The sequence below is a fragment of the Streptomyces sp. NPDC001796 genome (assembly GCF_042892355.1).
GTDB lineage: Bacteria > Actinomycetota > Actinomycetes > Streptomycetales > Streptomycetaceae > Streptomyces.
The window spans coordinates 294,689-316,788 of record NZ_JBIAUC010000007.1 but is presented as its reverse complement, the minus strand read 5'-3'; the positions used below and the strand labels follow the sequence as shown (position 1 = coordinate 316,788).

16 protein-coding genes are annotated in these 22,100 nt (G+C 70.9%); 9 read left to right on the top strand and 7 right to left on the bottom strand.

Going from position 1 to position 22,100, the window contains the following annotated elements:
- The first annotated feature begins 46 nt into the window (after nucleotides 1-46).
- From ACFYZE_RS17690 to ACFYZE_RS17675, 4 genes are all read left to right on the top strand, one after another.
- The gene (locus ACFYZE_RS17690) at nucleotides 47-1,012 is read left to right on the top strand and encodes a LysR family transcriptional regulator (protein ID WP_388994212.1); all 966 of its coding nucleotides are present in this window, start codon (nucleotides 47-49) and stop codon (nucleotides 1,010-1,012) included.
- 251 nt (nucleotides 1,013-1,263) lie between these two features.
- Nucleotides 1,264-2,439 carry a hypothetical protein gene (locus ACFYZE_RS17685; protein ID WP_388994209.1) on the top strand — a complete coding sequence of 392 codons (1,176 nt, stop codon included), beginning with the start codon at nucleotides 1,264-1,266 and terminating at the stop codon, nucleotides 2,437-2,439.
- Nucleotides 2,439-4,631 carry a glycosyltransferase gene (locus tag ACFYZE_RS17680; RefSeq protein WP_388994206.1) on the top strand — a complete coding sequence of 731 codons (2,193 nt, stop codon included), beginning with the start codon at nucleotides 2,439-2,441 and terminating at the stop codon, nucleotides 4,629-4,631. Before ACFYZE_RS17685 ends, ACFYZE_RS17680 begins: the two co-directional genes overlap by 1 nt.
- A complete protein-coding gene (locus ACFYZE_RS17675) occupies nucleotides 4,628-5,944 on the top strand; it encodes an acyltransferase (RefSeq protein WP_388994203.1) in 1,317 nt (438 codons plus the stop codon). The genes ACFYZE_RS17680 and ACFYZE_RS17675 overlap by 4 nt, the downstream gene beginning before the upstream one ends.
- 69 nt (nucleotides 5,945-6,013) lie before the next feature.
- Here the strand turns inward: ACFYZE_RS17675 and ACFYZE_RS17670 are convergent, their stop codons facing one another.
- The 4 genes from ACFYZE_RS17670 to ACFYZE_RS17655 are packed head-to-tail and all read right to left on the bottom strand — an operon-like array spanning nucleotide 6,014 to nucleotide 10,949.
- The gene (locus tag ACFYZE_RS17670) at nucleotides 6,014-7,690 is read right to left on the bottom strand and encodes a glycoside hydrolase family 13 protein (protein ID WP_388994200.1); all 1,677 of its coding nucleotides are present in this window, start codon (nucleotides 7,688-7,690) and stop codon (nucleotides 6,014-6,016) included.
- Nucleotides 7,691-7,741: 51 nt separating this feature from the next.
- Complete coding sequence (locus ACFYZE_RS17665; protein ID WP_388994197.1) at nucleotides 7,742-8,575, bottom strand: carbohydrate ABC transporter permease; 834 nt, start codon at nucleotides 8,573-8,575, stop codon at nucleotides 7,742-7,744.
- A complete protein-coding gene (locus ACFYZE_RS17660; protein WP_388994194.1) occupies nucleotides 8,572-9,636 on the bottom strand; it encodes a carbohydrate ABC transporter permease in 1,065 nt (354 codons plus the stop codon). The genes ACFYZE_RS17665 and ACFYZE_RS17660 overlap by 4 nt, the downstream gene beginning before the upstream one ends.
- An 11-nt stretch (nucleotides 9,637-9,647) precedes the next feature.
- Nucleotides 9,648-10,949 (bottom strand): ABC transporter substrate-binding protein, encoded by a 1,302-nt coding sequence (locus ACFYZE_RS17655; protein ID WP_388994191.1) that lies wholly within the window; start codon nucleotides 10,947-10,949, stop codon nucleotides 9,648-9,650.
- Nucleotides 10,950-11,268: 319 nt separating this feature from the next.
- Between ACFYZE_RS17655 and ACFYZE_RS17650 the strand changes: the two genes are divergently transcribed.
- Nucleotides 11,269-12,324: a LacI family DNA-binding transcriptional regulator gene (locus tag ACFYZE_RS17650; protein WP_388994188.1), complete on the top strand. Its 1,056-nt coding sequence runs from the start codon at nucleotides 11,269-11,271 to the stop codon at nucleotides 12,322-12,324.
- Between the two features lie 59 nt (nucleotides 12,325-12,383).
- Here the strand turns inward: ACFYZE_RS17650 and ACFYZE_RS17645 are convergent, their stop codons facing one another.
- The 3 genes from ACFYZE_RS17645 to ACFYZE_RS17635 all read right to left on the bottom strand — a co-directional run bounded on the left by ACFYZE_RS17645 (nucleotide 12,384) and on the right by ACFYZE_RS17635 (nucleotide 15,798).
- Nucleotides 12,384-12,971 (bottom strand): CGNR zinc finger domain-containing protein, encoded by a 588-nt coding sequence (locus tag ACFYZE_RS17645; protein WP_388994185.1) that lies wholly within the window; start codon nucleotides 12,969-12,971, stop codon nucleotides 12,384-12,386.
- A 151-nt stretch (nucleotides 12,972-13,122) separates the two neighbouring features.
- Complete coding sequence (locus tag ACFYZE_RS17640; protein ID WP_388994182.1) at nucleotides 13,123-14,274, bottom strand: uroporphyrinogen-III synthase; 1,152 nt, start codon at nucleotides 14,272-14,274, stop codon at nucleotides 13,123-13,125.
- A gap of 141 nt (nucleotides 14,275-14,415) precedes the next feature.
- Complete coding sequence (locus tag ACFYZE_RS17635; protein WP_388994179.1) at nucleotides 14,416-15,798, bottom strand: MFS transporter; 1,383 nt, start codon at nucleotides 15,796-15,798, stop codon at nucleotides 14,416-14,418.
- A 590-nt stretch (nucleotides 15,799-16,388) separates the two neighbouring features.
- Here ACFYZE_RS17635 and ACFYZE_RS17630 point away from each other — a divergent pair.
- The 4 genes from ACFYZE_RS17630 to ACFYZE_RS17615 all read left to right on the top strand — a co-directional run bounded on the left by ACFYZE_RS17630 (nucleotide 16,389) and on the right by ACFYZE_RS17615 (nucleotide 22,079).
- Nucleotides 16,389-16,979 (top strand): sigma-70 family RNA polymerase sigma factor, encoded by a 591-nt coding sequence (locus tag ACFYZE_RS17630; protein WP_103841015.1) that lies wholly within the window; start codon nucleotides 16,389-16,391, stop codon nucleotides 16,977-16,979.
- Nucleotides 16,976-17,794, top strand: a complete 819-nt coding sequence (locus ACFYZE_RS17625; protein WP_388994176.1) for an anti-sigma factor family protein — start codon at nucleotides 16,976-16,978, stop codon at nucleotides 17,792-17,794. The genes ACFYZE_RS17630 and ACFYZE_RS17625 overlap by 4 nt, the downstream gene beginning before the upstream one ends.
- 150 nt (nucleotides 17,795-17,944) lie before the next feature.
- On the top strand, nucleotides 17,945-20,254 hold the full coding sequence (locus ACFYZE_RS17620) for a HelD family protein (protein WP_388994172.1): 2,310 nt from the start codon (nucleotides 17,945-17,947) through the stop codon (nucleotides 20,252-20,254).
- 397 nt (nucleotides 20,255-20,651) lie between these two features.
- Nucleotides 20,652-22,079 carry an NAD-dependent malic enzyme gene (locus tag ACFYZE_RS17615; RefSeq protein ID WP_388994169.1) on the top strand — a complete coding sequence of 476 codons (1,428 nt, stop codon included), beginning with the start codon at nucleotides 20,652-20,654 and terminating at the stop codon, nucleotides 22,077-22,079.
- Nucleotides 22,080-22,100: the final 21 nt, after the last annotated feature.

The window sequence follows — 22,100 nt, the reverse complement described above, 5'->3', positions numbered from 1 at the left end:
CACTTGCTCCCTGGAGATTGACGCACCTGGGTTGTAAGTTCGCCGGATGCCCGCCGCCGTCGACCCCCGCCTGCTCCGCGCGTTCCTCGCCGTCGCGGAGGAACTGCACTTCACCCGCGCCGCGACCCGTCTCTACGTCGCCCAGCAGGCGTTGAGCCGGGACATCCGCAGGCTGGAGCGGGAGTTGGGCACCGAGCTGTTCGTCCGTACGACACGGCAGGTCACGCTGACCCCCGACGGCGAGCGCCTGCTGCCGTACGCGCGCCGGGTGCTGGACGCGCAGGACGAACTCCTCGCCGCCTTCGGGCAGGCGCGGCCGCTGCTGGTGGACCTGAACTCCCCGGGGCTGGTCACCGGACGCCGGGTGCTGCACAGGGCCCGCGCGCTGGTCCCCGATCTGGAGTTGATGGCCCGCTACGAGAGCGGTCTCACCTATGCCGCGTCCGAAGTGCTCGCCGGCCGGCTGGACGCGTCGTTCGGGCGGTTCGCGGGCCTGCCCCCGGCGCTGCGGGCCGGGCTCGACCAGCAGCCCGTGCGGTACGAGCCGATGGCGGTCGTCCTGCCCGAAAACCACCGTCTGGCGTCGCTGGAGGCGGTGCCGCTGGCCGCCCTCGCCGGGGAGACGGTGTACGCGGGCGCCGGGAACCCGCGCACGCCGGAGTGGACCGACCTGGCGCACCGTCTGTTCGATGGGCGGGGCATCCGGGTCGCGCCGCCGGTCCCGCTGGCCGTCGGGGACGAGGAGTTCCAGCGGATCATGGCGAGGACGGGCCATCCGATTCTCGCCGTGGTGGACTTCCCCGCGCTGCCCGGGACGGTGCGGCGTCCGCTCGTCGATCCGGTACCGCTCTCACCTGTCTCGCTGGTGTGGCGACAAGGGCTGACGCACCCGGGACTCGATGCGCTTCGACGGGCCTCGGCCGAACTCGCCGCGGCGGAGGGGTGGCTGCGGCGACCCATGGATGGATGGATTCCAGCCAATGACGCGGAGGCCATGACTACCCGTAATTAGCGCATCGGAAACACACACCCCCCACATGCGCTACATTCATGGCCCGGGCAAGGACATGGTAAGAGGGGGCGCTCGGGCCAGGTGGGGGCCTGGTCCGGTCGACAGGTGCCCGGGGCCGTAGGCGCGCCCGGAACTGTCCCGTGGGGGGATGTGCGCGCGTGGAAAAGTGGCGGGAAGACGCCCAACCGGAATGGCCCGATGCCGCATCGGCGACCCGAGAAGTCCCAGTCGGCGGGCATGACGTCCGTTCCTTGGCGGCGTCCGGCGGAGCGGAGACGCTGCGTGCGGGTGCGGGCCTGACGGGCATGGACGCGACCGAGGTCCTGCCGCGAGCCGGTGCGGGCGCGGGCGCGGGCCTGCCGGACCTCACCGAGACGGAGCTCCTTCCCAGGGCCGTGCGGCACGCGGGCCTGGCGGAGACCACCGGGACCGAGGCCCTTCGCAGGGCCGCGGGTCGCGCGGGACGCCCGGGCGTCACCGAAGCCGAGGCCGTTCTCAAGGCCGGTGCCGGTGCGCGTCTTCCGGAGGTCGCCGAGACGGAGTTTCCTCCCGGGCCCGCCGGTCACGCGGGCCTGCCGGACACGGCCGGGATCCAGGGCATCCCCGCACAGCGCGCCGGCGCCGCTCGCCGGGACCCCTGGCCCGGCCCGGCCGACACCGAGCACGCCCACGACCCGCACGAGGTGACCGTCCAGCTCGACAGCATCGGTTGGCGGCTCGGGGCGGGACCCGGGCAGGCCGAGCGTGGGGAGCCCGGCGGCCGGGACGGCTCCGAGGGCCCCGTCTTCGTGGACGAGTCCGGACGGCGCGGGCGCCGGCTGCGCCGTATCGGCATCGCCATCGGTGTCGCCTGCGCCGCCTACGCCGCCGTCATCGTCGCCACCCTGCTGTCGGGCAACTCCGCCGCGCCCTGGCTGCCGGTGCCCAGGGAGCAGGAGGACGTGCCGGCGAGCAAGGTCGACAGCTCGCCGCTGCCCTCCCGGTCCGCGCAGCCGTCCGCGCCGGGCAGCGCCGCCCCCGGCGTGACCGCGTCGGCGAGCGAGGCCACGACACCGTCGCCGGGCCTCAGCGCCTCCACGCGCGGCGCCTCCGCGAGCCCAGGACGGCAGGGCACCTCCGCCGATCCCGGGCCGTCCGCGACGAGCACCGCCAGCGACCCGGGCAGCGGCGTTACCCGACCGAGCCTGCGTCCGTCGGTGCCCGTCCCCACCCCGCCGGCCGAGAGCCCCTCGGCGGGCGGCAACCCCTCGCCCGACCCGTCGCCGAGCCCGGACGGCGGCACCCCGGGCCCGGGCCTGCGCAGCATCGCCGACGGCCCGAGCGCGCCGTCGCCGGTGGCCGGGGGTGCGCGCACCCCCACGCCCGACGCCGAAGACGCCGCCGGGTCCTCCTCCTCGCTCTCCCGTTCCCCGGAGTACGTCCTCTGATGGCATCCCGCACCCGCCGTCCCGGGGCCGCGACCGGCGCCCGCGACGGCGCCCGGCGCCGCCGTGTGCCCATGCGCCTGCTGCTGCCCACGCTCCTCCTCGTCGCCCTCGTGACGATGCTGATGCTGCGCGGCTTCGTGCACAGCGAGATCCTCGCCGACCACCGCATCCGGCCCGAGGCGGCCACCGGTCACGTCCCGGAGCAGATCCTGGACGGCGGTCCGGTCATCGACACCCGCAGCGGCCGCACCAGCACGATCCGTGTGCCGGACCACCGCCTGGTCCTCACCTTCGACGACGGCCCCGACCCCACCTGGACGCCCAAGGTCCTCGACGTGCTGAAGAAGCACCACGCGCACGCGGTCTTCTTCGTCACCGGCACCATGGCCTCGCGCTACCCCGACCTCGTCGCCCGCATGGTGGCGGAGGGCCACGAGGTCGGCCTGCACACCTTCAACCACCCCGACCTGTCCTACCAGTCGAAGCGCCGCATCGACTGGGAGCTGTCCACCAACCAGCTCGCGATCAGCGGAGCGGCCGGTGTGCGCACCTCCCTCTTCCGGCCGCCGTACTCCTCCTTCGCCGACGCCATGGACGACAAGTCATGGCCGGTGACCGAGTACATCGGCAGCCGCGGCTACATCACCGTCGTCAACGACACCGACAGCGAGGACTGGCAGAAGCCCGGCGTCGCCGAGATCATCCGCCGTGCCACCCCGCACGGCGGCAAGGGCGCGATCGTCCTGATGCACGACTCCGGAGGCGACCGCCACCAGACGGTGCAGGCACTGGACCGGTTCCTGCCCGGACTCCAGGCTGAGGGCTACCGGTTCCAGAACCTCACCGAGGCGCTCGGCGCGCCCAGCGCACTGACCCCGGTCACCGGCCTCGACGCGGGGAAGGGCAAGGCGTGGATCTTCCTGGTCCAGGCCTCCGAGAAGGTCACCGACGTCATGGTGGTCTGCCTCGCGGTGGTCGGCAGCCTCGTCATCGGCCGCTTCGTGCTGATGCTCCTGCTCTCCGGCGTCCACGCGCGCCGGGTGCGCCGCAGCGGCTTCCGCTGGGGGGCGCCGGTCACCGAACCGGTGTCGGTGCTGGTGCCCGCGTACAACGAGGCCAAGTGCATCGAGAACACCGTCCGTTCCCTGATGGCGAGCGAGCACCCCATCGAGGTGGTCGTCGTCGACGACGGCTCGACCGACGGCACGGCCCGCATCGTCGAGGCGATGGGCCTGCCCAACGTGCGTGTCGTACGGCAGCTCAACGCGGGCAAGCCGGCCGCTCTCAACCGCGGTGTGGCGAACGCCCGTTACGACCTGGTCGTGATGATGGACGGCGACACGGTCTTCGAACCGGCCACCGTCCGGGAACTGGTCCAGCCCTTCGCCGACCCGCGCGTCGGCGCGGTGGCGGGCAACGCGAAGGTGGGCAACCGGAACTCCCTCATCGGTGCGTGGCAGCACATCGAGTACGTGATGGGCTTCAACCTCGACCGCCGCATGTACGACATCCTGCGCTGCATGCCGACGATCCCCGGCGCGGTCGGGGCGTTCCGCAGGTCCGCGCTGGAACGGGTGGGCGGCATGAGCGACGACACGCTCGCCGAGGACACCGACATCACCATGGCGCTGCACCGCGACGGCTGGCGGGTGGTGTACGCCGAGAACGCCCGTGCCTGGACGGAGGCCCCGGAGACCGTCCAGCAGCTGTGGTCCCAGCGCTACCGCTGGTCGTACGGCACCATGCAGGCGATCTGGAAGCACCGGGGGGCGCTGCTGGAGCGCGGTCCGTCCGGGCGCTTCGGCCGGGTGGGCCTTCCCCTGGTCTCCCTGTTCATGGTGGTGGCCCCGCTGCTGGCCCCGCTCATCGACGTCTTCCTGCTCTACGGCGTGGTGTTCGGCCCGACGCAGAAGACGGTCGTGGCGTGGCTGGGCGTCCTGGCGATCCAGGCCGCCTGCGCGGCGTACGCCTTCCGCCTCGACCGCGAACGCATGACCCACCTGCTCTCGCTGCCCCTGCAGCAGATCCTCTACCGCCAGCTGATGTACGTCGTGCTGCTCCAGTCCTGGATCACGGCGCTCACCGGCGGCCGGCTGCGCTGGCAGAAGCTGCGGCGCACCGGTGTCGTGGAGGCGCCCGGCGGCCCCGTGCCGCAGCCAAGGCCGCACAGTGATCGGAGGCCCGTGGCATGACCCACGGCTACACCACCGGAACGGGCCCGGAGCCGGCGTCGGCGTACGGGATCCCGCGGCAGCGGGAGGCGGAGAAGGGGAGCCCCGAAGCCCGCAAACCAGGCCGCGACCGCTACCTGGACCTCCTGCGCTCCCTGGCCCTGGTCCGGGTCGTGGTCTACCACCTCTTCGGCTGGGCCTGGCTGACCGTGCTCTTCCCGTCGATGGGCGTGATGTTCGCCCTGGCGGGCTCCCTGATGGCCCGTTCCCTGAGCCGCCCGGCGCCGAGTGTGATCAGGAGCCGGGTGCGCAGGCTGCTGCCGCCGCTGTGGGCGTTCAGCGCGGTGGTCCTGACGCTGATGTTCGCGGGCGGCTGGAACCCGCTGAAGGACCGGGACCACGGCGGCACCTGGGGCCTGCTCGGCCTGGTCGACTATGTGATCCCGGTCGGCGCCCCGCCCTTCCCCTGGCACCTGGGCGCCAAGTCGGGGCTGCTGGAGGACACCTGGGCGGTGCAGGCGGTGGGACCTCTGTGGTACCTGCGCGCCTACCTGTGGTTCGTGGTGGCCTCGCCGCTGCTCCTGTGGGCGTTCAGGCGGGCTCCGTGGCCGACGTTGCTGGCGCCGCTGGGCCTGACGGCGGTCGTCGGCACGGGCCTGGTCTCGATCCCCGGCGAGACCGGCAACGCGGTGACGGACTTCGCGGTCTACGGCGGCTGCTGGGTCCTCGGCTTCGCCCACCACGAGGGCCTTCTGGCCCGGATCCCCCGCTATGCCGCCGTCTCCTGCTCGGCCCTGCTGATGGCGTTCGGCCTGTGGTGGGCGTCGGGCCACCAGGGCCCCGACGGCTGGGACCTGAACGACATCCCGCTGGCCCAGGCGACCTGGTCCTTCGGGTTCGTCGTCATCCTCCTCCAGTACTCCCCGTCCTGGCAGGAACTCCCGGGCCGGCTGCGCCGCTGGGACAAGCTGGTGACCCTGTCCAACAACCGCGCGGTCACGATCTACCTGTGGCACAACATGCTGATCATGGCCACGGTCCCGATCCTGGACCAGCTCTACAAACTCCCCTTCCTTCAGGCCGACAGCGCCGTGGCGGCGCCGGACGCGACGTACACGCTCTGGATGTTCGTCCTGATCTGGCCGCTGATCGGCCTGGCGATCGTGGCGTTCGGCTGGATCGAGGACAGGGCGGCCAAGCGGAGCCCGAGGCTGTGGCCGAACGGGGCGGGACGCAACGGGGCGGGACACAACGGGCCGGAGCGGAACCGGCCGGGGCGGAACGGGCAGGAGCGGGACCGGTCGGCGGGACGCAGGCGGGCCGGGTCCGTGTGAGACCGGGGCAGAACCAGGGCCGTCCGGTGAGCGGGGATGCACCGGACCGCCCTGGTGTCCCATGGACGGCTACACCGCCAGCCAGGCTGCCTGGTCCGGTGCCAGCAGGCCGTCCTCCACGGGGCCGCTCGTCAGCAGGACCGAGGTGTGGTCGGGCAGCCGGTACGCCTCGGACGAGAGGTTGACCACGCAGACGAAGCCGGGTTCGCGGCGGAGCGCGAGGACTCCGGCGGGAGCGTCCAGCCAGACCAGAGTGCCGTCGCCGAGCGCCGGGTGCTCGCGGCGCACACGCAGGGCGCGACGGTAGAGCTCCAGCATCGACGTCTCGTCACCGGTCTGCGCCTCCACGCTGCGCTCGCCCCAGTCGGCGGGCTGCGGCAGCCAGGGCGCGGCCGAGGCACCCTCGGGGCTGAAGCCGAACGGCGCGGTGTGCCCGGACCAGGGGATCGGCACCCGGCAGCCGTCACGACCGCGTTCGGTGTGTCCGGAGCGCTCCCAGATCGGGTCCTGCAGGACGGACTCGGGCAGGTCCTCGACCTCGGGCAGGCCGAGTTCCTCGCCCTGGTAGATGTAGGCGCCGCCGGGCAGGGCGAGCATCAGCAGGGCGGCCGCACGGGCGCGCCGGATGCCCAGCTCGAGGTCCAGGGGGCCTTCGGGCTCGTAGCGTTCGTTGGCCAGCCACCGCTTGACGGTCCTGCGGCCGTAGCGGCTGACGTGGCGCATGACGTCGTGGTTGGACAGCACCCAGGTGGCCGGTGCGCCCACCGCGCCGAGCATGGCGAGCGAGTCGTCGATGACCGCGCGCAGGTCCTTCGCGTCCCAGCTCGCCATCAGGAAGTCGAAGTTGAACGCGGTGTGCAGGCCGTCGTGGCGGACGTAGGCGGCGAGCCGCTCGGGGGTGTCCGCCCAGGCCTCGGCGACGAAGGAGCGGTCGCCGGGGAACTCGTCGGCCACCTTGCGCCACGCGCGGTAGATCTCGTGGACCTCGTCGCGGTCCCAGTGGGGGTGGTCGACGTGCTGCCGGATCCGCTCCTCCGTGTCGTCGCGGCGGGAGAGCGGTCCGAGCACCCCCGCCGGCTCGGGGCGGGGCGGCAGATCGGGCAGTTCGGGGTGCTTGACGAGTCCGTGTGCCACATCGATGCGGAACCCGTCCACGCCCCGGCTGAACCAGAACCGCAGGATCGACTCGAACTCGGCCCTCACCTCGGGGTGTTCCCAGTTGAGGTCGGGCTGCTCGGGGGCGAACAGGTGCAGGTACCACTGCCCGTCGGGCAGCCGCGTCCAGGCCGGGCCGCCGAAGGAGGACACCCAGTCGTTGGGCGGCTCGGCGCCGTCGGGCCCGCGGCCGGGCCGGAAGACGTAGCGCTCCCGCTCGGGGCTGCCCGGCCCCGCCGCCAGCGCCGCCTGGAACCAGGCGTGCCGGTCGGAGGTGTGGTTGGGCACGATGTCGGGGATGACGCGGATCCCGTGCCGGTGCGCCTCCTCGATGAGCTCCTCCGCCTCGGCCACCGTGCCGAACAGCGGGTCGATCTCACGGAAGTCCGCCACGTCGTAACCGTGGTCCGCCATCGGCGACTTGTACCACGGGTTGATCCAGATGGCGTCGACCCCGAGCGACTTCAGATACGGCAGACGGGAGCGGATGCCGGCGATGTCGCCGACGCCGTCACCGTTTCCGTCGGCGAAGCTGCGGATGTAGATCTGGTAGATGACGGCGCTGCGCCACCACGGTGCGGTACCGGACATACGAGTGCGTCACTCCTTGGACGTCGGGAAGGGTCGGCGCGGCGCCGGTGCCTACTTGGCCGCGCCTGCGGTGAGTCCGGCGACGATACGGCGCTGGAAGAGCAGCACCATGATCACCAGCGGGATCGTGACGATGACGCCTGCCGCCATCTGGCTGCCGAACGGCGTCTGGTACGTCGTGGCTCCGGAGAACTTCGAGATGGCGACCGTCGCGGTCTGCATCCCGGGCTTGTTGGTCATCGACAGGGCGATGAGGAACTCGTTCCAGGCGGCGATGAAGGTGATGATCGCGGTGGTGAAGATGCCGGGCGCGGCGATCGGGATGATGACCTTGCGGAACGCCTGGCCGCGGGTGCAGCCGTCGACCATCGCGGCGTGCTCCAGCTCGTCCGGCATCTGGCGGAAGAACGTGGTCAGGTTCCACACCGCCAGCGGCAGCGCGAAGGACATGCTCGGCACGATCATGGCCTGGTAGGTGTTGATCCAGCCGATGTCCGTGAACAGTTTCAGCAGCGGAACCACGATCGACACCACCGGGAACATCGAGGTGGCGATGATCAGCGTGAGGATCAGCCGCTTGAACCGGAAGTCCAGCCGGGCCATCGCGTACGCGGTGAACGTGGCCAGCAGCAGCGCCAGTGCCGTGGTGATGCCGGCGACGATCAGGCTGTTGAGCAGCGCGCGCGAGAACCCCTGGGAGGGGTTGAACACCGCCCGGTAGTTCCGGAACGACAGCGGCGAGGGAAACAGCGAGGTGCTGAAGATGTCGTCGTCGCGCCGCAGGCTGGAGACGAGCATCCAGTAGAACGGGGCCAGGCAGTAGGCGACCACCGCGGCGACACCCACATAGGGCAGCCGCTGACGCCAGGTGGCTGTGAGGGTCATGCCGTCACCTCCGCACGGAGCAGCGCCACGGAACCCCGGCGCCCGGTCCGGCGCCCGCGCCTGTTGCGGACGCCGCCGTCGCCGACGAGGTCGGCGCCCAGCAGCCGGACGAAGGCGAGCGCGATGAGGAAGACGTAGAGGAAGAGGAGCACCGCGTAGGCGGAGGCCGGTCCGAAGCGGACGTTGGACGCCTCGTTCTGCGCGAGCATCGACAGGGTTTCCACCGAGTTCTTCTGCGCGCCGATGAGGATGTAGGGCAGGTCGAACATCCGCAGCGCGTCCAGGCACCGGAACAGCACCGCCACCAGCAGCGCGGGCTTCACCAGGGGCAGGGTGATGTGCCAGAACCGGCCCCAGGCGCGGGCCCCGTCGATCCGGGCCGCCTCGAAGACCTCCTTCGGGATCACCTGCAGTCCGGCCAGGACCAGCAGCCCGATGAAGGGGGCGGTCTTCCACACGTCGGCGATGATGACCGCGATCTTGGCCGAGAAGCCGTCGGCGGTCCACAGGACCTGGTGCCCGACGAGGACGTTGGCGATGCCGTCGGCGTTGAAGATCCACCGCCACAACAGGCCGGAGATGGCCGTGGGAATCGCCCAGGGCACGAGGATGCTCGCCCGTACCAGGCCCCGGCCCCGGAACGCCTTGTGCATGATCAGCGCCATGGCCACACCGATCACCGTCTCCAGCGACACCGTGACGACGGTGAAGAGGGTGGTGTTCCAGAAGGCGTTCCAGAACCGGTCACCGGCCTGGGTGAAGATGCCGGTGTAGTTCTTCAGGCCCACGAACGGCTCGGTGTTGTTGATGAAGCCGGTCTTGGGGTCCAGTCCCTTGGGCCCGTACAGCGACTCGTGCAGCGCCATGAGCGTCGGATAGATCACGACGATCGTCAGCACCAGGAGCGTGGGGGAGACCAGCAGCGCCGCCAGCCGGCCCGTGCCCGTTGTCGCGCGGTCCCGTGTGCGCCGGAGGTTCCGCAGCGCGGAGGGCCGCCCGGGGCGGCCCACCGCCCCGGGCTCCCGGCCGGCCGTTCCGGACGGGATCTTCGTGTCGGCCATGACCCGTGTCCTCACTGCGCCGTCAGCTTCTGCAGGTCCGCCTGCAGATCCTTCAGAGCCTGAGCGCTGCTCTTGCTGCCGGACAGGGCTGCGTAGGCCTCTTTCTCGATCGCCGACGTCACGTCCCCGTACTGCACGACCCGCGGGCGCGGCACGGCGTGCAGGATGGACTGCTTGAGGACGGGCAGGTACGGATACTGCTTGTCCAGCGACGCGTCGTCGTACAGGTTCGTGTACGGCGGGGCGAGGGAGGCGGCCTTGAGGAAGTAGCTCGCGCTCTCCTCGCTGCTGAAGAACTTCATGAAGTCCAGGGCCGTCGCCTTGTTCTTGGCGGAGGACGACAGGGCCAGGTTGTGACCGCCCAGACTGGAGGAGCCGGCCCCGTTCAGGCCGGGCAGCGGCGCGACCGCGAACTTCCCCCCGACCGGGCTCTTCTGGGCCAGCGCGTACACGTACGGCCAGTTGCGCAGGAATACCAGCTTGCCGGACTGGAACGCCTGACGGCCGTCCTCCTCCTGGTAGGTGATGGCCTCCTTGGGGATGGTCCCGTCCTTGAAGGAGTCGACGAGGAAGTCCAGGCCCTTCTTCGCCTGCGGGGTGTCGACGTCCGGCTTGCCGTTCGCGTCGGTGACCACGCCGCCCGCGGAGTTCACGGCCTCGGAGAAGTTCACCGTCAGGCCCTCGTACTTCTGGAACTGCCCGGCGTAGCAGGACATGTCCTTGGCCTCGGGCAGCTTCTTCACCTTGGCGCAGTCGGCCGTCATCTGGGACCAGGTCACCGGAGGGCTGGTGATGCCGGCCTTCTTCAGCAGGTCGCTGCGGTAGTACAGCAGGCCGCCGTCGGAGCTGCCCGGGACCGCGTACAGCCCTCCGCGGTACTTCGCGGTCTCCACCACGGGCTTGAGCATGTTCTGCAGTGGGAACCGGGTCTCGGGCAGGCGGTCGATCCACTGGTGGGCGGCGAACTCCGACGTCCACACGACGTCGAGCGAGAGCACCGTGTAGGCGTCGGACTTCGTCTCCGCGTTCTGGATCATCTGCTGCCGCTGCGAGTCCGCGTCCGTCGGCAGTTGGATGAAGGTGACCTTCTCCTTGGGGTGCAGCTTGTTCCAGCGGTCGATGATCGTCTGGATGGTGCCGGTGGCGTCCTTGCCGGCCACGTACGTGATGGGGCCGCGGCCCTTGAACGACATGCTCTGGGAGTCCTGTCCGGAGCTGCCGCCGCTGCCGCCGGACGAGCCGCAGGCGGTGAGGAGCAGCCCGGCGGCGGCGAGCGTCGCCGAACACTGAAGGGCTCTGGTGGTCCTGGTCATCACTGTCTCTCTCCTGGTCGTGCGGAACCGAAGGCGCGACTGACAGTGCTGTCACGGCGCGAAGATCCCTCAAAAGCGCAGATCGGAGCCCTCAAGGCTGGCTACACGAAAGCACCTTGCACGCCGCCGTGACAACGCTTGCACGCTAGGAGTGCAGTTGGGGGAAGTCAATCCGTAAGTCGCCGATGATTCAGACAGTTTTAGGTGCGTACCGCAGTTATTTTTACAGCAAAACGGGGCAAAAAGCCCCATGGTGGAGTTGTGGCAGCGCTTTCACGAGCCAGCTGTCAAAAGCCCGCCTCTGTGCTAACTTCCGCTCATGTCACCAGCTCAGCGGCACCCCACGATGGCCGACGTCGCGGAACGGGCCGGCGTCTCCCCGTCCACGGTCTCCCGCACCCTGCGCGGACTGACGTCCGTCTCGGCGGACGTCCGCGTACGCGTCGAACAGGCCGCCCGCGAGCTGAACTTCGCGGTCTCGCGGCAGGCGGCGAGCCTGGTCACGGGGAAGACCGGGGTCGTCGCGGTGCTCGTGCCCACGCTCAACTCGTGGTTCATGGGCTCGGCGCTGTCCAGCCTGGGCCCGCTGCTGCGCGCGGCCGGCATGGAGCTGAACGTCTACGTCATCCCGGACATGGCCGAGCGCACCTCGTTCTTCGAGCACCTCCCGGCCCGGCGGAACGCCGACGCGCTCCTCGTCTTCGGCTTCGACCTCACCGACGAGGAGACGGCACGGCTGGACGACCTCGGGATGCCGGTCATCTACGTCAGCCAGCACGCCAAGGGCCGCCCCAGCGTCTACGTCGACGACGTGGCCGGAGGCTGCAAGGCCACCCGGCACCTGCTCAACCTCGGCCACCGCAGGATCGCCTTCGTGCCGACGGCGGGCGCCACCGGCTTCACCTTCAGCTCGCGCGAACGGCTGCTCGGCTACCGGCAGGCGCTCACCGAGGCCGGCATTCCCCTGGACGACGAGCTGGTGGTCACCATGTCGGTCGAGGACAAGCGCGGTCTCGCCGCAGGGATAGGCGCGCTGCTGAGCCTGCGGGAGCCGCCCACCGCAGTCTTCGCCGAGCAGGACGAGCTGGCCGTCGCTGTCGTACACACCCTGCGCGCGGCGCGGATCCAGGTGCCCGAGCGGATGTCCGTCATCGGCTTCGACGACCACCAGATCGCCGAGTGGTTCGATCTGTCCACGGTCGCCCAGTCACCCTCGGACATGGGCCGGGTGGCCGGGGAACTCGCCCTGAAGCTGATCGACGACCCCGAGGCCGACCGCACGCGCCACGTCGTGCTGCCCATCCATCTGATCCCTCGCGCGACCACCGCGCCCCCCGCGCCCACCGGCGACGTGGTGACCGAGGCCGGCATGTGATCCCGTAGCAGGCATGTGATCCCGTAGCAGGCGGGAGGGTGCCCGGCACGACCTGCGACCTACGTCCGTGCCAGCGCCGCCCGCCGGCGGTGGCGGGCCACCCGCTCCCGGTTGCCGCACACCTCGCTCGAGCACCAGCGGCGGCGTCGGCCCCGGGACGTGTCCAGGTAGACGATCGGGCAGTTGTCGCCCTCGCACCGCCGCAGGCTCGCCCTGGCCTTCGGATCGGTCAGCAGTTCTATGGCCTCGCGGGCCACCGCCGCCAGCAGGTCCTCGCAGCCGGGCAGTGCGCGCAGCCGTCGTACCAGCGCGCCGTCCTCCGTGCGGACCGCGCACGGCGCGGGCGGTGCTCCCCGGGCCGCCGCGTTGACCCGGGGCAGCGCCCCGTCCGCCGGACGCCCGTCCAGTTCGCCGTCCACCAACTGACCGATCTGCTCGCGCAGTTCACGGAACGCCCGCAGCCAGCCCGCGTCCACCCCGGTCAGCGGGGTACCGGGCGGCACCAGCCCGGACCCGGTGATCCACGACCGCAACCGGTCCACCGAGTCGAGGCGCTCCTCGGGATGCGTCGTCGTCAGCAGGTCCAGGCAGATCCGCCCGGAGCCGAACCGCAACGCGTACGAGGCCGTGACCGTGCCGGATGCCATGTGCCTGTCACCGCCTTGGGATCGCCGCGGTCGCCCCCTCTACAGTGCCCGCCCGCACACGCCTCGGGAAGGCCCCGTACGCCCCCGACTCCTCGGCCTCAAGGCGAGCGCGTGGGCCACGAGGGCCGCACGGGTCACGACCGACGGAGGCTCAGACGTCCGCGTACTTGGAGTCCGCCGCCGGGTCGAGCGCGAGCCGGTAGCCGCGCTTGACCACCGTCTGGATCAGCTTGGGCGCACCGAGGGCCGTCCGCAGCCGGGCCATCGCCGTCTCCACGGCGTGCTCGTCGCGCCCGGCGCCCGGAAGCGCGCGCAGCAGGTCGGAGCGGGGGACCACCCAGCCCGGCCGCCGGGACAGGGCGCGCAGCAGGGACATCCCCGCCGGCGGTACGGGCCGCAGGGCGCCGTCCACCATCACCGCGTGCCCGCGGATCTCCACCCGGTGGCCGGCGACGGGCAGCGTACGGGCCCGGGCGGGCAGTTCCTGGCACAGCAGCTGGACGAGCGGGCCGAGCCGGAAGCGTTCGGGCTGGACCGTGTCGATGCCGTGGGCCTGGAGCGGAAGCGCGGTGACGGGGCCGACGCAGGCGGGCAGCACGTCGTGGTTCAGGGCGGCGAGCAGTTCCGGCAGCAGCCCGCGCTCCTCGGCCCGGGAGAGCAGGGACGCGGCAGCGGGCGCGCTGGTGAAGGTGAGGGCGTCCAGGCCCCGGCTGACGGTCGCGTCGAGGAGGCGGTCCACCGGCCCGATGTCCTCCGGTGGCATCCACCGGTACACCGGCACCCCCACCACCTCGGCGCCCCCCTCCCGCAGCGCCTCCACGAAGCCCGGCAGCGGCTCGCCGTGCAGCTGGACGGCGATACGGAGGCCGTCGACGCCTTCTTCGAGCAGCCGGTCGAGCACCTCGGCCAAGGACTCGGAGCTGGGCGACCACTCCTCGGTCAGCCCGGCCGCCCGTATGGCGCCCTTGACCTTCGGGCCGCGCGCGAGCAGCCGCACCCCGCGCAGCGTTACGAGCAGATCCTCGCCGAGCCCCCAGCCGTCGGCGGCCTCGACCCAGCCGCGGAAGCCGATCGCGGTGGTGGCGACCGCGATGTCGGGCGCCCGGTCGATCAACTCCTTGGTGGCGGCGAGCAGTTCCCCGTCGTCGGCGAGCGGCACGATGCGCAGGGCCGGCGCGTGCAGCACGGAGGCGCCGCGCCGCTGGAGCAGGGCTCCCAGCTCGTCGGCCCGTCGCGCGGCCGTCACGCCCACGGTGAACCCCTCGAGGGGCCCGTGTTCTGGTCGCTGCTGGTTGTCGTACATGGCTCTCGTCCCGCACTCGAGTCGGCATACCGGTGGTCACGCGGTCGTGAACACCGGTCGTACGCGTCCTGCCTACATGCCGACCGAGCCTGTCAACGGCTCGTGACAGGCTCGGTTCGGCTTCATGTCGCTGGTGTTACGTCACACCTCGGCGTAGCTGAGCTGCTGGTTCGCCTCGGAGGTGGAGGCGTTGGCCTGAGGTTGCACGGCCGGGCGGCGAAGGTATACGGCCCAGGTGACCGCGAAGGCCGCGGCGTAGAAGGCGAGGAAGGCGACGAAGGCGCCGGTGCCGGAGCCGTAGGAGAGGAAGGACTGCCGGAAGGCGAGGTTGATGCCGACACCGCCGAGCGCGCCGACGGCGCCGATGAGGCCCATGGAGGCGCCGGACAGCCGCCGGCCGTACGCTGCGGCCTCCTCGCCCTGAAGCCCCTTGGCGACGGCCTTGGCCTGGAAGATGCCGGGGATCATCTTGTACGTCGACCCGTTGCCGAGCCCGCTGAGCACGAACAGCACGACGAACGCGGCGGTGAACAGCGGCAGCGACTTCTGCATGCTCGCGAAGACCAGGACGGCGGTGGCCGCGCCCATGGCGACGAAGTTCCACAGCGTGATCTTCGAGCCGCCGTAGCGGTCGGCGAGCCAGCCGCCCACGGGACGGATCAGCGAACCGAGCAGCGGGCCGATGAAGGTGACGTACGCCGCCTGCAGCGGGGTGCGCCCGAACTGGTTCTGCAGCACCTGCCCGAAGGCGAAGCTGTAACCGATGAACGAGCCGAAGGTGCCGATGTAGAGGAAGGACATGATCCAGGTGTGCGCGTCCTTCGCGGCGTCCCGGGCGGCGCCGGTGTCGTTCTTCACGGAGGCGAGGTTGTCCATGAAGAGGGCGGCGAGCACGGCGGCGACGACGATCAGCGGGATGTAGATCCCGAGCAGCACGCGCGGCCCACCGCTCGCGCCGATGATCGCGAGGGCGACGAGCTGGATGACGGGCACGCCGATGTTGCCGCCGCCCGCGTTGAGGCCGAGGGCCCACCCCTTCTTCCGCAGCGGGAAGAAGGCGTTGATGTTGGTCATCGAGGACGCGAAGTTGCCGCCGCCGATGCCGGCGAGCAGGCCGACGACCAGGAAGGTGGAGAAGGAGGTCCCCGGCTTCATCACGGCGAAGGCGGCGATCGTCGGGATGAGCAGCAGGCTCGCGGAGATGATCGTCCAGTTGCGCCCGCCGAAGATCGCGACCGCGAAGGTGTAGGGGACGCGGACGACGGCGCCGACGAGCGTGACCATGGACGTGAGCATGAACTTGTCGGCGGGGGTCAGCCCGTACTTCGGGCCCATGAAGAGCACCAGCACGGACCACATGGTCCAGATCGAGAACCCGATGTGCTCGGAGAAGACGGAGAACAGCAGGTTGCGCCGGGCGATCTTCTCCCCGGTCTCGTTCCAGAACGTCTCGTCCTCGGGATCCCACTGCTGGATCCAGCGGCCTCCCCTGCCGGCGGCGGGGGCTGTGCTCGGGGCTGTCATGACGCCTCCACGGTTCTGCGGTGCCCGGGTGTCGTACGCGGTGATGAGTCCCGAAGGTAGGGAGAACGCGTTTCCGCCCTGTGGCACCGGGTGACCGGAAGGGAACGTTGCGCTCACCTGGCGGGCAGGGGCGCGGTGAGGCGGCGGCGGGGCGTTCTGAAGACCCTGAACACCCGGAACCCCCTCGACGCGCTGAGCGCTCTGTAAAAGAAATGGAAGCCGAGGGAAACCGGGCGCCCGCCGGGAAGGGAGACCATCCGTATAGCCCGCAGGAAAAGGAGAGTTACCGAAGAATTTGGCTGAAACCGGGCAGGGCGCGCCTGGACCTCGACAATTCCTCCACCGAAGTCCAGCCAAATTTTCACACGGCGATCTTGGTGGATTCGGGAGTGAAGCGCCTGCCGGTGTGACCTGGGTCTCTCCACTCCGGCGGCCGTATGTCCCGTTGGGGGAGAAATGGGTGCCCGGGAACGGGTGCTTCCACACCTTCTCAAAGAAATTTGTGGTGTCGCTCTGAACACAACGGCCCCTTCGCGCGTACCCGGATGTGAGCGACCGACTGGGGGAACCCCCGGACACCGGAGGTAGGCGTGCGCAAGGATTCCGCCGTGGCTGATGAACGAAAGCGGCCCAGGGCCCGACATCGCATGACCTCGTCCTCGGCGTCCTCGACCGAGCCGGACGAGGAGCTGATGCGTGCCCTGTATCGAGAACATGCGGGACCCCTGCTCGCCTACGTGCTGCGCCTGGTCGCGGGCGACCGGCAGCGCGCCGAGGACGTCGTGCAGGAGACGCTCATCCGTGCCTGGAAGAACGCCGGCCAGCTCAACCGAGCGACCGGTTCGGTACGCCCCTGGCTGGTGACGGTCGCCCGGCGCATCGTCATCGACGGCCACCGCAGCCGGCAGGCCCGGCCGCAGGAGGTCGACCCGTCGCCGCTGGAGGTCATCCCCGCGGAGGACGAGATCGACAAGGCGTTGTGGCTGATGACACTGTCGGACGCGCTGGAAGACCTGACCCCTGCTCACAGGGAGGTCCTGGTCGAAACGTACTTCAAAGGGCGTACGGTCAATGAGGCGGCCGAAACGCTCGGCATCCCCAGCGGAACGGTGCGCTCCAGGGTGTTCTACGCCCTGCGGTCGATGAAGCTGGCACTGGAGGAGCGGGGGGTGACGGCATGAGCAACCTGTACGGGGGATTCGGCACTGGTGGCCCCGGGGCCGTGAGAGGCGGTCCCCAGGGGCAGGGCGACATCCACGAAACCGTCGGCGCCTACGCCCTCGGCATCCTGGACGACGCGGAGGCGACCGCCTTCGAGGCGCACCTCGCCACCTGCGACTGGTGTGCCCAGCAGCTCGACGACCTGGCAGGCATGGAACCGATGCTGGCCGCGCTCGCCGACATGCCGGGCAGCCAGGGCACTCCGGCCATCGGCGAATCCCTGTCCGCGAAACCCAGCCCACGGCTCGTCGAGCGACTGGTCGACGAGGTCTCCGAGCGGCGCGCCCAGAAGCGGCGGCGCAGCTTCTACCTCGTCGCGGCCGCCGCCGCGCTGATCATCGGCGGCCCGGTCGCCGTGATGGCGGTGAACGGCGGCGACGACACCAACAACGGACACACGGTGGCGGCGGTCTCGCCGGCCAAGGCCGCCTTCCAGTCCATGACCGACAAGGTCTCGGCGACCGACCCGACCACCGGGATCAGCGCCACGATCGCGATGCAGGCCAAGGACTGGGGCACCAGCGGCGCCATCGAGGTGAAGGGCGTCAAGGGCCCGCTCAAGTGCTCGTGGGTCGCCGTCGGCAAGAACGGCGAGCGCGAGACACTGGCCTCCTGGTCCGTCCCGAAGTGGGGCTACGGCATCCCCGACGGAAAGACGGAGGAGTCGAAGAACCCGCTCTACGTGAGCGGCGCCGCCGCTTTCACACCGAACCAGATCGACCACTTCGAGCTCATGACGTTCGACGGGAAGAAGCTGGTGGAGGTGAAGGCGTAGCCGTCCCCCGGCCGGCCTGACCCCTTCCCCGCGGCGTGCGTCCGAGTCACGCCGCGGGTCGACGTGTGCGTGGATCGGGGCGGGCCGTAGCCTCCCCGGTCCCCCGTCGCGTACGGTGGACGGCTGCTCAGCACGTCAGAAGGGGGCCCGGTGGCCGCTCAGGTTCAACAGGAAACCGCGCTCGGCCCGGTCGGCAAGTCCGCGCACGACTCGCTCCGTGACCGGGAGATCAGCGTCGAACAGGAACACCTGGACCGGGTGTACCGGCGCCTCGAGGAGAAGATCCACGAGGCGGAGTTCCTGATGAACGACGCCGCCAAGCGCGGCCAGGTCGGCACGCCCGGCGCGCTCGCCGAGCGCGACGCCCAGGTGTTCCGGGCCGGTGTCCACCTCAACCGGCTCAACAACGAGTTCGAGGACTTCCTCTTCGGCCGGATCGACCTGCTGCTCGGCAAGGACGGCAAGAAGGGACCCGACGGCGCGTACACGGCCGTCGAGCCCGCCGAGGGCGCGGTGCGCCCCGACGACACCGCCGACATCGCCGAGACCCTGCACATCGGCCGCATCGGCGTCCTCGACGAGGACTACGCGCCGCTGGTCATCGACTGGCGGGCGCCCGCCGCCGCCCCCTTCTACCGTTCCACCCCGGTCGACCCCGGGCGGGTCGTGCGCCGCCGGGTCATCCGCTCCAAGGGGCGCAGGGTGCTCGGCGTCGAGGACGACCTGATGCGCCCCGAGCTGACGGCCTTCCTCGACGGCCACGAGCTGCCCGTCATCGGCGACGGCGCCCTGATGGCCGCCCTCGGCCAGGCCCGCACCCACACCATGCGGGACATCGTGGCCTCCATCCAGGCCGAGCAGGACCTGGTCATCCGGGCCCCCGCCGCCTCCGTGACCTATGTCGAGGGCGGCCCCGGCACCGGCAAGACCGCCGTCGCCCTGCACCGGGCCGCGTACCTGCTTTACCAGGACCGGCGCCGCTACGCGGGCGGCATCCTGATCGTCTCGCCCACCCCGCTGCTCGTCGCCTACACCGAGGGCGTCCTGCCGTCGCTCGGCGAGGAGGGGCAGGTCGCGATCCGCGCCATCGGCTCGCTCGTCGAAGGCGTCGAGGCCACGCTGTACGACTCCCCGTCCGTGGCCCGTGCCAAGGGCTCCTCCCGCATGCTCAAGGTGCTGCGCAAGGCGGCCCGCGGCGCCCTGGAGCTGAACGACGCACCCGACAGGCTGCGGGTCGTCGCCTTCGGCCGCCGCCTGGAGCTGGAGGCGGAGGAACTGGAGCGGATCCGGCGCACCGCTCTCACCGGTACGGCGCCCGTCAACCTGCTGCGCCCGCGCGCCCGCAAGCTGCTCCTGGACGCCCTGTGGGCGCAGTCCGGCGCCGCGAACCGGCACGCCGACCCGGAGCTGGCCGCCGAGCTGCGGTCCTCCTTCGACGAGGACATCACCTCCGAAGACTCCTTCATCGCGTTCCTGGACGCCTGGTGGCCGGAGCTGACGCCCCGGTCCGTCCTCACCGCGATGGCCGACGAGAGGCGGCTCGGCCGCTGGGCGCGGCGCGTCCTCACCCCCGGTGAGGTGCGCAGGGTCGCGCGCTCGCTGAAGCGGGACGGGTACTCCGTGCACGACATCGCCCTGCTCGACGAGCTCCAGGCCGTCCTCGGCCTGCCGGCCCGTCCGAAGAAGAGGCGCGAGCTGGACCCGCTGGACCAGCTGACCGGGCTCGAGGAGCTGATGCCCGTCCGCGAGGAGTCGCAGCGCGAGCGCGCCGAGCGGCTGGCGCAGGAGCGCACCGAGTACGCGCACGTGATCGTCGACGAGGCGCAGGACCTCACGCCGATGCAGTGGCGGATGGTCGGGCGCCGCGGCCGGCACGCGACCTGGACCGTCGTCGGCGACCCGGCCCAGTCGTCCTGGTCCGACCCGGACGAGGCGGCCGAGGCCCGCGACGAGGCTCTGGGCACCCGCCCGCGCCGCCGCTTCACGCTCACGGTCAACTACCGCAACCCCGCCGAGATCGCCGACCTGGCGTCGAAGGTCCTCGCGCTCGCCATGCCGGGCTCCACCGCCCCCACGGCCGTCCGCTCGACCGGCGTCCAGCCGCGCTTCACGGTCATACGGGACTCGATGGCGCGGACCGTCCGTGAGGAGGCCGCCCGGCTCCTCGGCCTGGTCGACGGCACGGTCGGCGTCGTCGTCGCCATGAACCGGCGCGAGGAGGCGGCCCGCTGGCTGGACGGCCTCGGCGACCGGGTGGTGGCCCTCGGCAGCCTGGAGGCCAAGGGTCTGGAGTACGACGCGACGGTCGTCGTCTCGCCCGCGGAGATCGCCGACGAGAGCCCCGCGGGGCTGCGCGTGCTGTACGTGGCGCTCACCCGGGCGACGCAGCAGCTGACGGTGGTCTCGGGAGAGCGGGACGAGCCGGACGCGGCAGGGGTTGCGGACCTGCTGCGGGACTAGAAACCCGGGGCGGGGCCCTGTACGCGAGATGAACTCTGGGTACGGGAATGGCCTTACGGGATCCGTTTGTTAGCCTGGATGTGGCACCGGCCCGATCCAAGCCCCCGGGCCCAACCTTAGTCGCTACGAGCGACCACTTGCCGCGAGGCGAGCATGGCGGGTCGGTGTCACTGACTTGTGGAGGGGTCCGCGTCCTTGTGCGACGCGGACCCCTCTCGTGTACGGCGTGCCTCTGCGAACCCCCCGGGCCTCTCGTATTGTGGAAGTCGCCTTCCGAAAGTAGCCCGGGCCGACGAACAAAACGTTCGCAAATCCGGGGCGACTACCGCGTACTCTCCGGTAGGTGCGACGATCGGACGGCATATCCGCGACACGGTGAAAGCAGAGGAAGTCGGCCATGGCAACGGCGCCCAGCGTCTCCTACTCGATGACGGTCCGGTTGGAGGTGCCCGCGAGCGGAACCGCCGTCTCGCAGCTCACCACCGCCGTGGAGTCCTCCGGGGGCTCGGTGACCGGCCTCGACGTCACCGCGTCCGGCCACGAGAAGCTCCGCATCGACGTCACCATCGCCGCCACCTCCACCGCGCACGCGCAGGAGATCGTCGAGAAGCTGCGCGGCATCGAGGGCGTCACGCTGGGCAAGGTCTCGGACCGTACGTTCCTCATGCACCTCGGCGGCAAGATCGAGATGGCGTCGAAGCACCCCATCCGCAACCGTGACGACCTGTCCATGGTCTACACGCCGGGTGTGGCCCGCGTGTGCATGGCGATCGCCGAGAACCCGGAGGACGCCCGCCGCCTCACCATCAAGCGCAACTCCGTTGCGGTCGTGACGGACGGCTCGGCCGTGCTGGGCCTCGGCAACATCGGCCCGAAGGCCGCGCTGCCGGTCATGGAGGGCAAGGCGGCCCTCTTCAAGCGGTTCGCCGGCATCGACGCCTGGCCGATCTGCCTCGACACCCAGGACACCGACGCGATCGTCGAGATCGTGAAGGCGATCGCCCCCGGGTTCGCCGGCATCAACCTCGAGGACATCTCCGCGCCGCGCTGCTTCGAGATCGAGGCACGGCTGCGCGAGGCGCTGGACATCCCCGTCTTCCACGACGACCAGCACGGCACGGCGATCGTGGTGCTGGCCGCCCTCACCAACGCACTTCGCGTGGTGGGCAAGGAGATCGAGAACGTCCGCGTCGTGATGTCGGGCGCCGGCGCGGCCGGTACGGCGATCCTCAAGCTGCTGCTCGCGGCGGGCGTGAAGAACGCGGTGGTGGCCGACATCCACGGTGTCGTGCACGCCGGCCGCGAGGACCTCGTGGACGCCGCGCCGGACTCGGCGCTGCGCTGGATCGCCGACAACACCAACCAGGAGGGCCTGACCGGCACGCTGAAGGAAGCGGTGCGCGGCGCCGACGTCTTCATCGGTGTCTCCGCGCCCAACGTGCTGGACGGCAACGACGTGGCGGCCATGGCGGAGGGCGCGATCGTGTTCGCGCTCGCGAACCCCGACCCCGAGGTCGACCCCGCAATCGCCCGTCAGACGGCGGCTGTTGTGGCCACCGGGCGCTCCGACTTCCCGAACCAGATCAACAACGTGCTGGTGTTCCCGGGCGTCTTCCGCGGTCTGCTGGACGCGCAGTCCCGCACGGTCAACACGGAGATGATGCTGGCGGCCGCGCAGGCCCTCGCGGACGTGGTGACCGAGGGCGAGCTGAACCCGAACTACATCGTTCCGAGCGTCTTCAACGACAAGGTCGCGGGCGCGGTCGCCGGAGCGGTGCGGGAGGCCGCGAAGGCGGCGGGCGCGTCGGCGACGGCGGACGAGTAGGGATTCTGTGCCGCTGCTGTG

Excerpts from the sequence above, each read along its gene's own strand:
- ACFYZE_RS17675 (WP_388994203.1), top strand. The coding sequence starts at position 4,628 with ATGACCCACGGCTACACCACCGGAACGGGCCCGGAGCCGGCGTCGGCG.
- ACFYZE_RS17645 (WP_388994185.1), bottom strand. The coding sequence starts at position 12,971 with ATGGCATCCGGCACGGTCACGGCCTCGTACGCGTTGCGGTTCGGCTCC.
- ACFYZE_RS17680 (WP_388994206.1), top strand. The coding sequence starts at position 2,439 with ATGGCATCCCGCACCCGCCGTCCCGGGGCCGCGACCGGCGCCCGCGAC.
- ACFYZE_RS17665 (WP_388994197.1), bottom strand. The coding sequence starts at position 8,575 with ATGACCCTCACAGCCACCTGGCGTCAGCGGCTGCCCTATGTGGGTGTC.
- ACFYZE_RS17625 (WP_388994176.1), top strand. The coding sequence starts at position 16,976 with ATGAGCAACCTGTACGGGGGATTCGGCACTGGTGGCCCCGGGGCCGTG.
- ACFYZE_RS17660 (WP_388994194.1), bottom strand. The coding sequence starts at position 9,636 with ATGGCCGACACGAAGATCCCGTCCGGAACGGCCGGCCGGGAGCCCGGG.
- ACFYZE_RS17690 (WP_388994212.1), top strand. The coding sequence starts at position 47 with ATGCCCGCCGCCGTCGACCCCCGCCTGCTCCGCGCGTTCCTCGCCGTC.
- ACFYZE_RS17655 (WP_388994191.1), bottom strand. The coding sequence starts at position 10,949 with ATGACCAGGACCACCAGAGCCCTTCAGTGTTCGGCGACGCTCGCCGCC.
- ACFYZE_RS17670 (WP_388994200.1), bottom strand. The coding sequence starts at position 7,690 with ATGTCCGGTACCGCACCGTGGTGGCGCAGCGCCGTCATCTACCAGATC.
- ACFYZE_RS17615 (WP_388994169.1), top strand. The coding sequence starts at position 20,652 with ATGGCAACGGCGCCCAGCGTCTCCTACTCGATGACGGTCCGGTTGGAG.
- ACFYZE_RS17650 (WP_388994188.1), top strand. The coding sequence starts at position 11,269 with ATGTCACCAGCTCAGCGGCACCCCACGATGGCCGACGTCGCGGAACGG.
- ACFYZE_RS17640 (WP_388994182.1), bottom strand. The coding sequence starts at position 14,274 with ATGTACGACAACCAGCAGCGACCAGAACACGGGCCCCTCGAGGGGTTC.
- ACFYZE_RS17635 (WP_388994179.1), bottom strand. The coding sequence starts at position 15,798 with ATGACAGCCCCGAGCACAGCCCCCGCCGCCGGCAGGGGAGGCCGCTGG.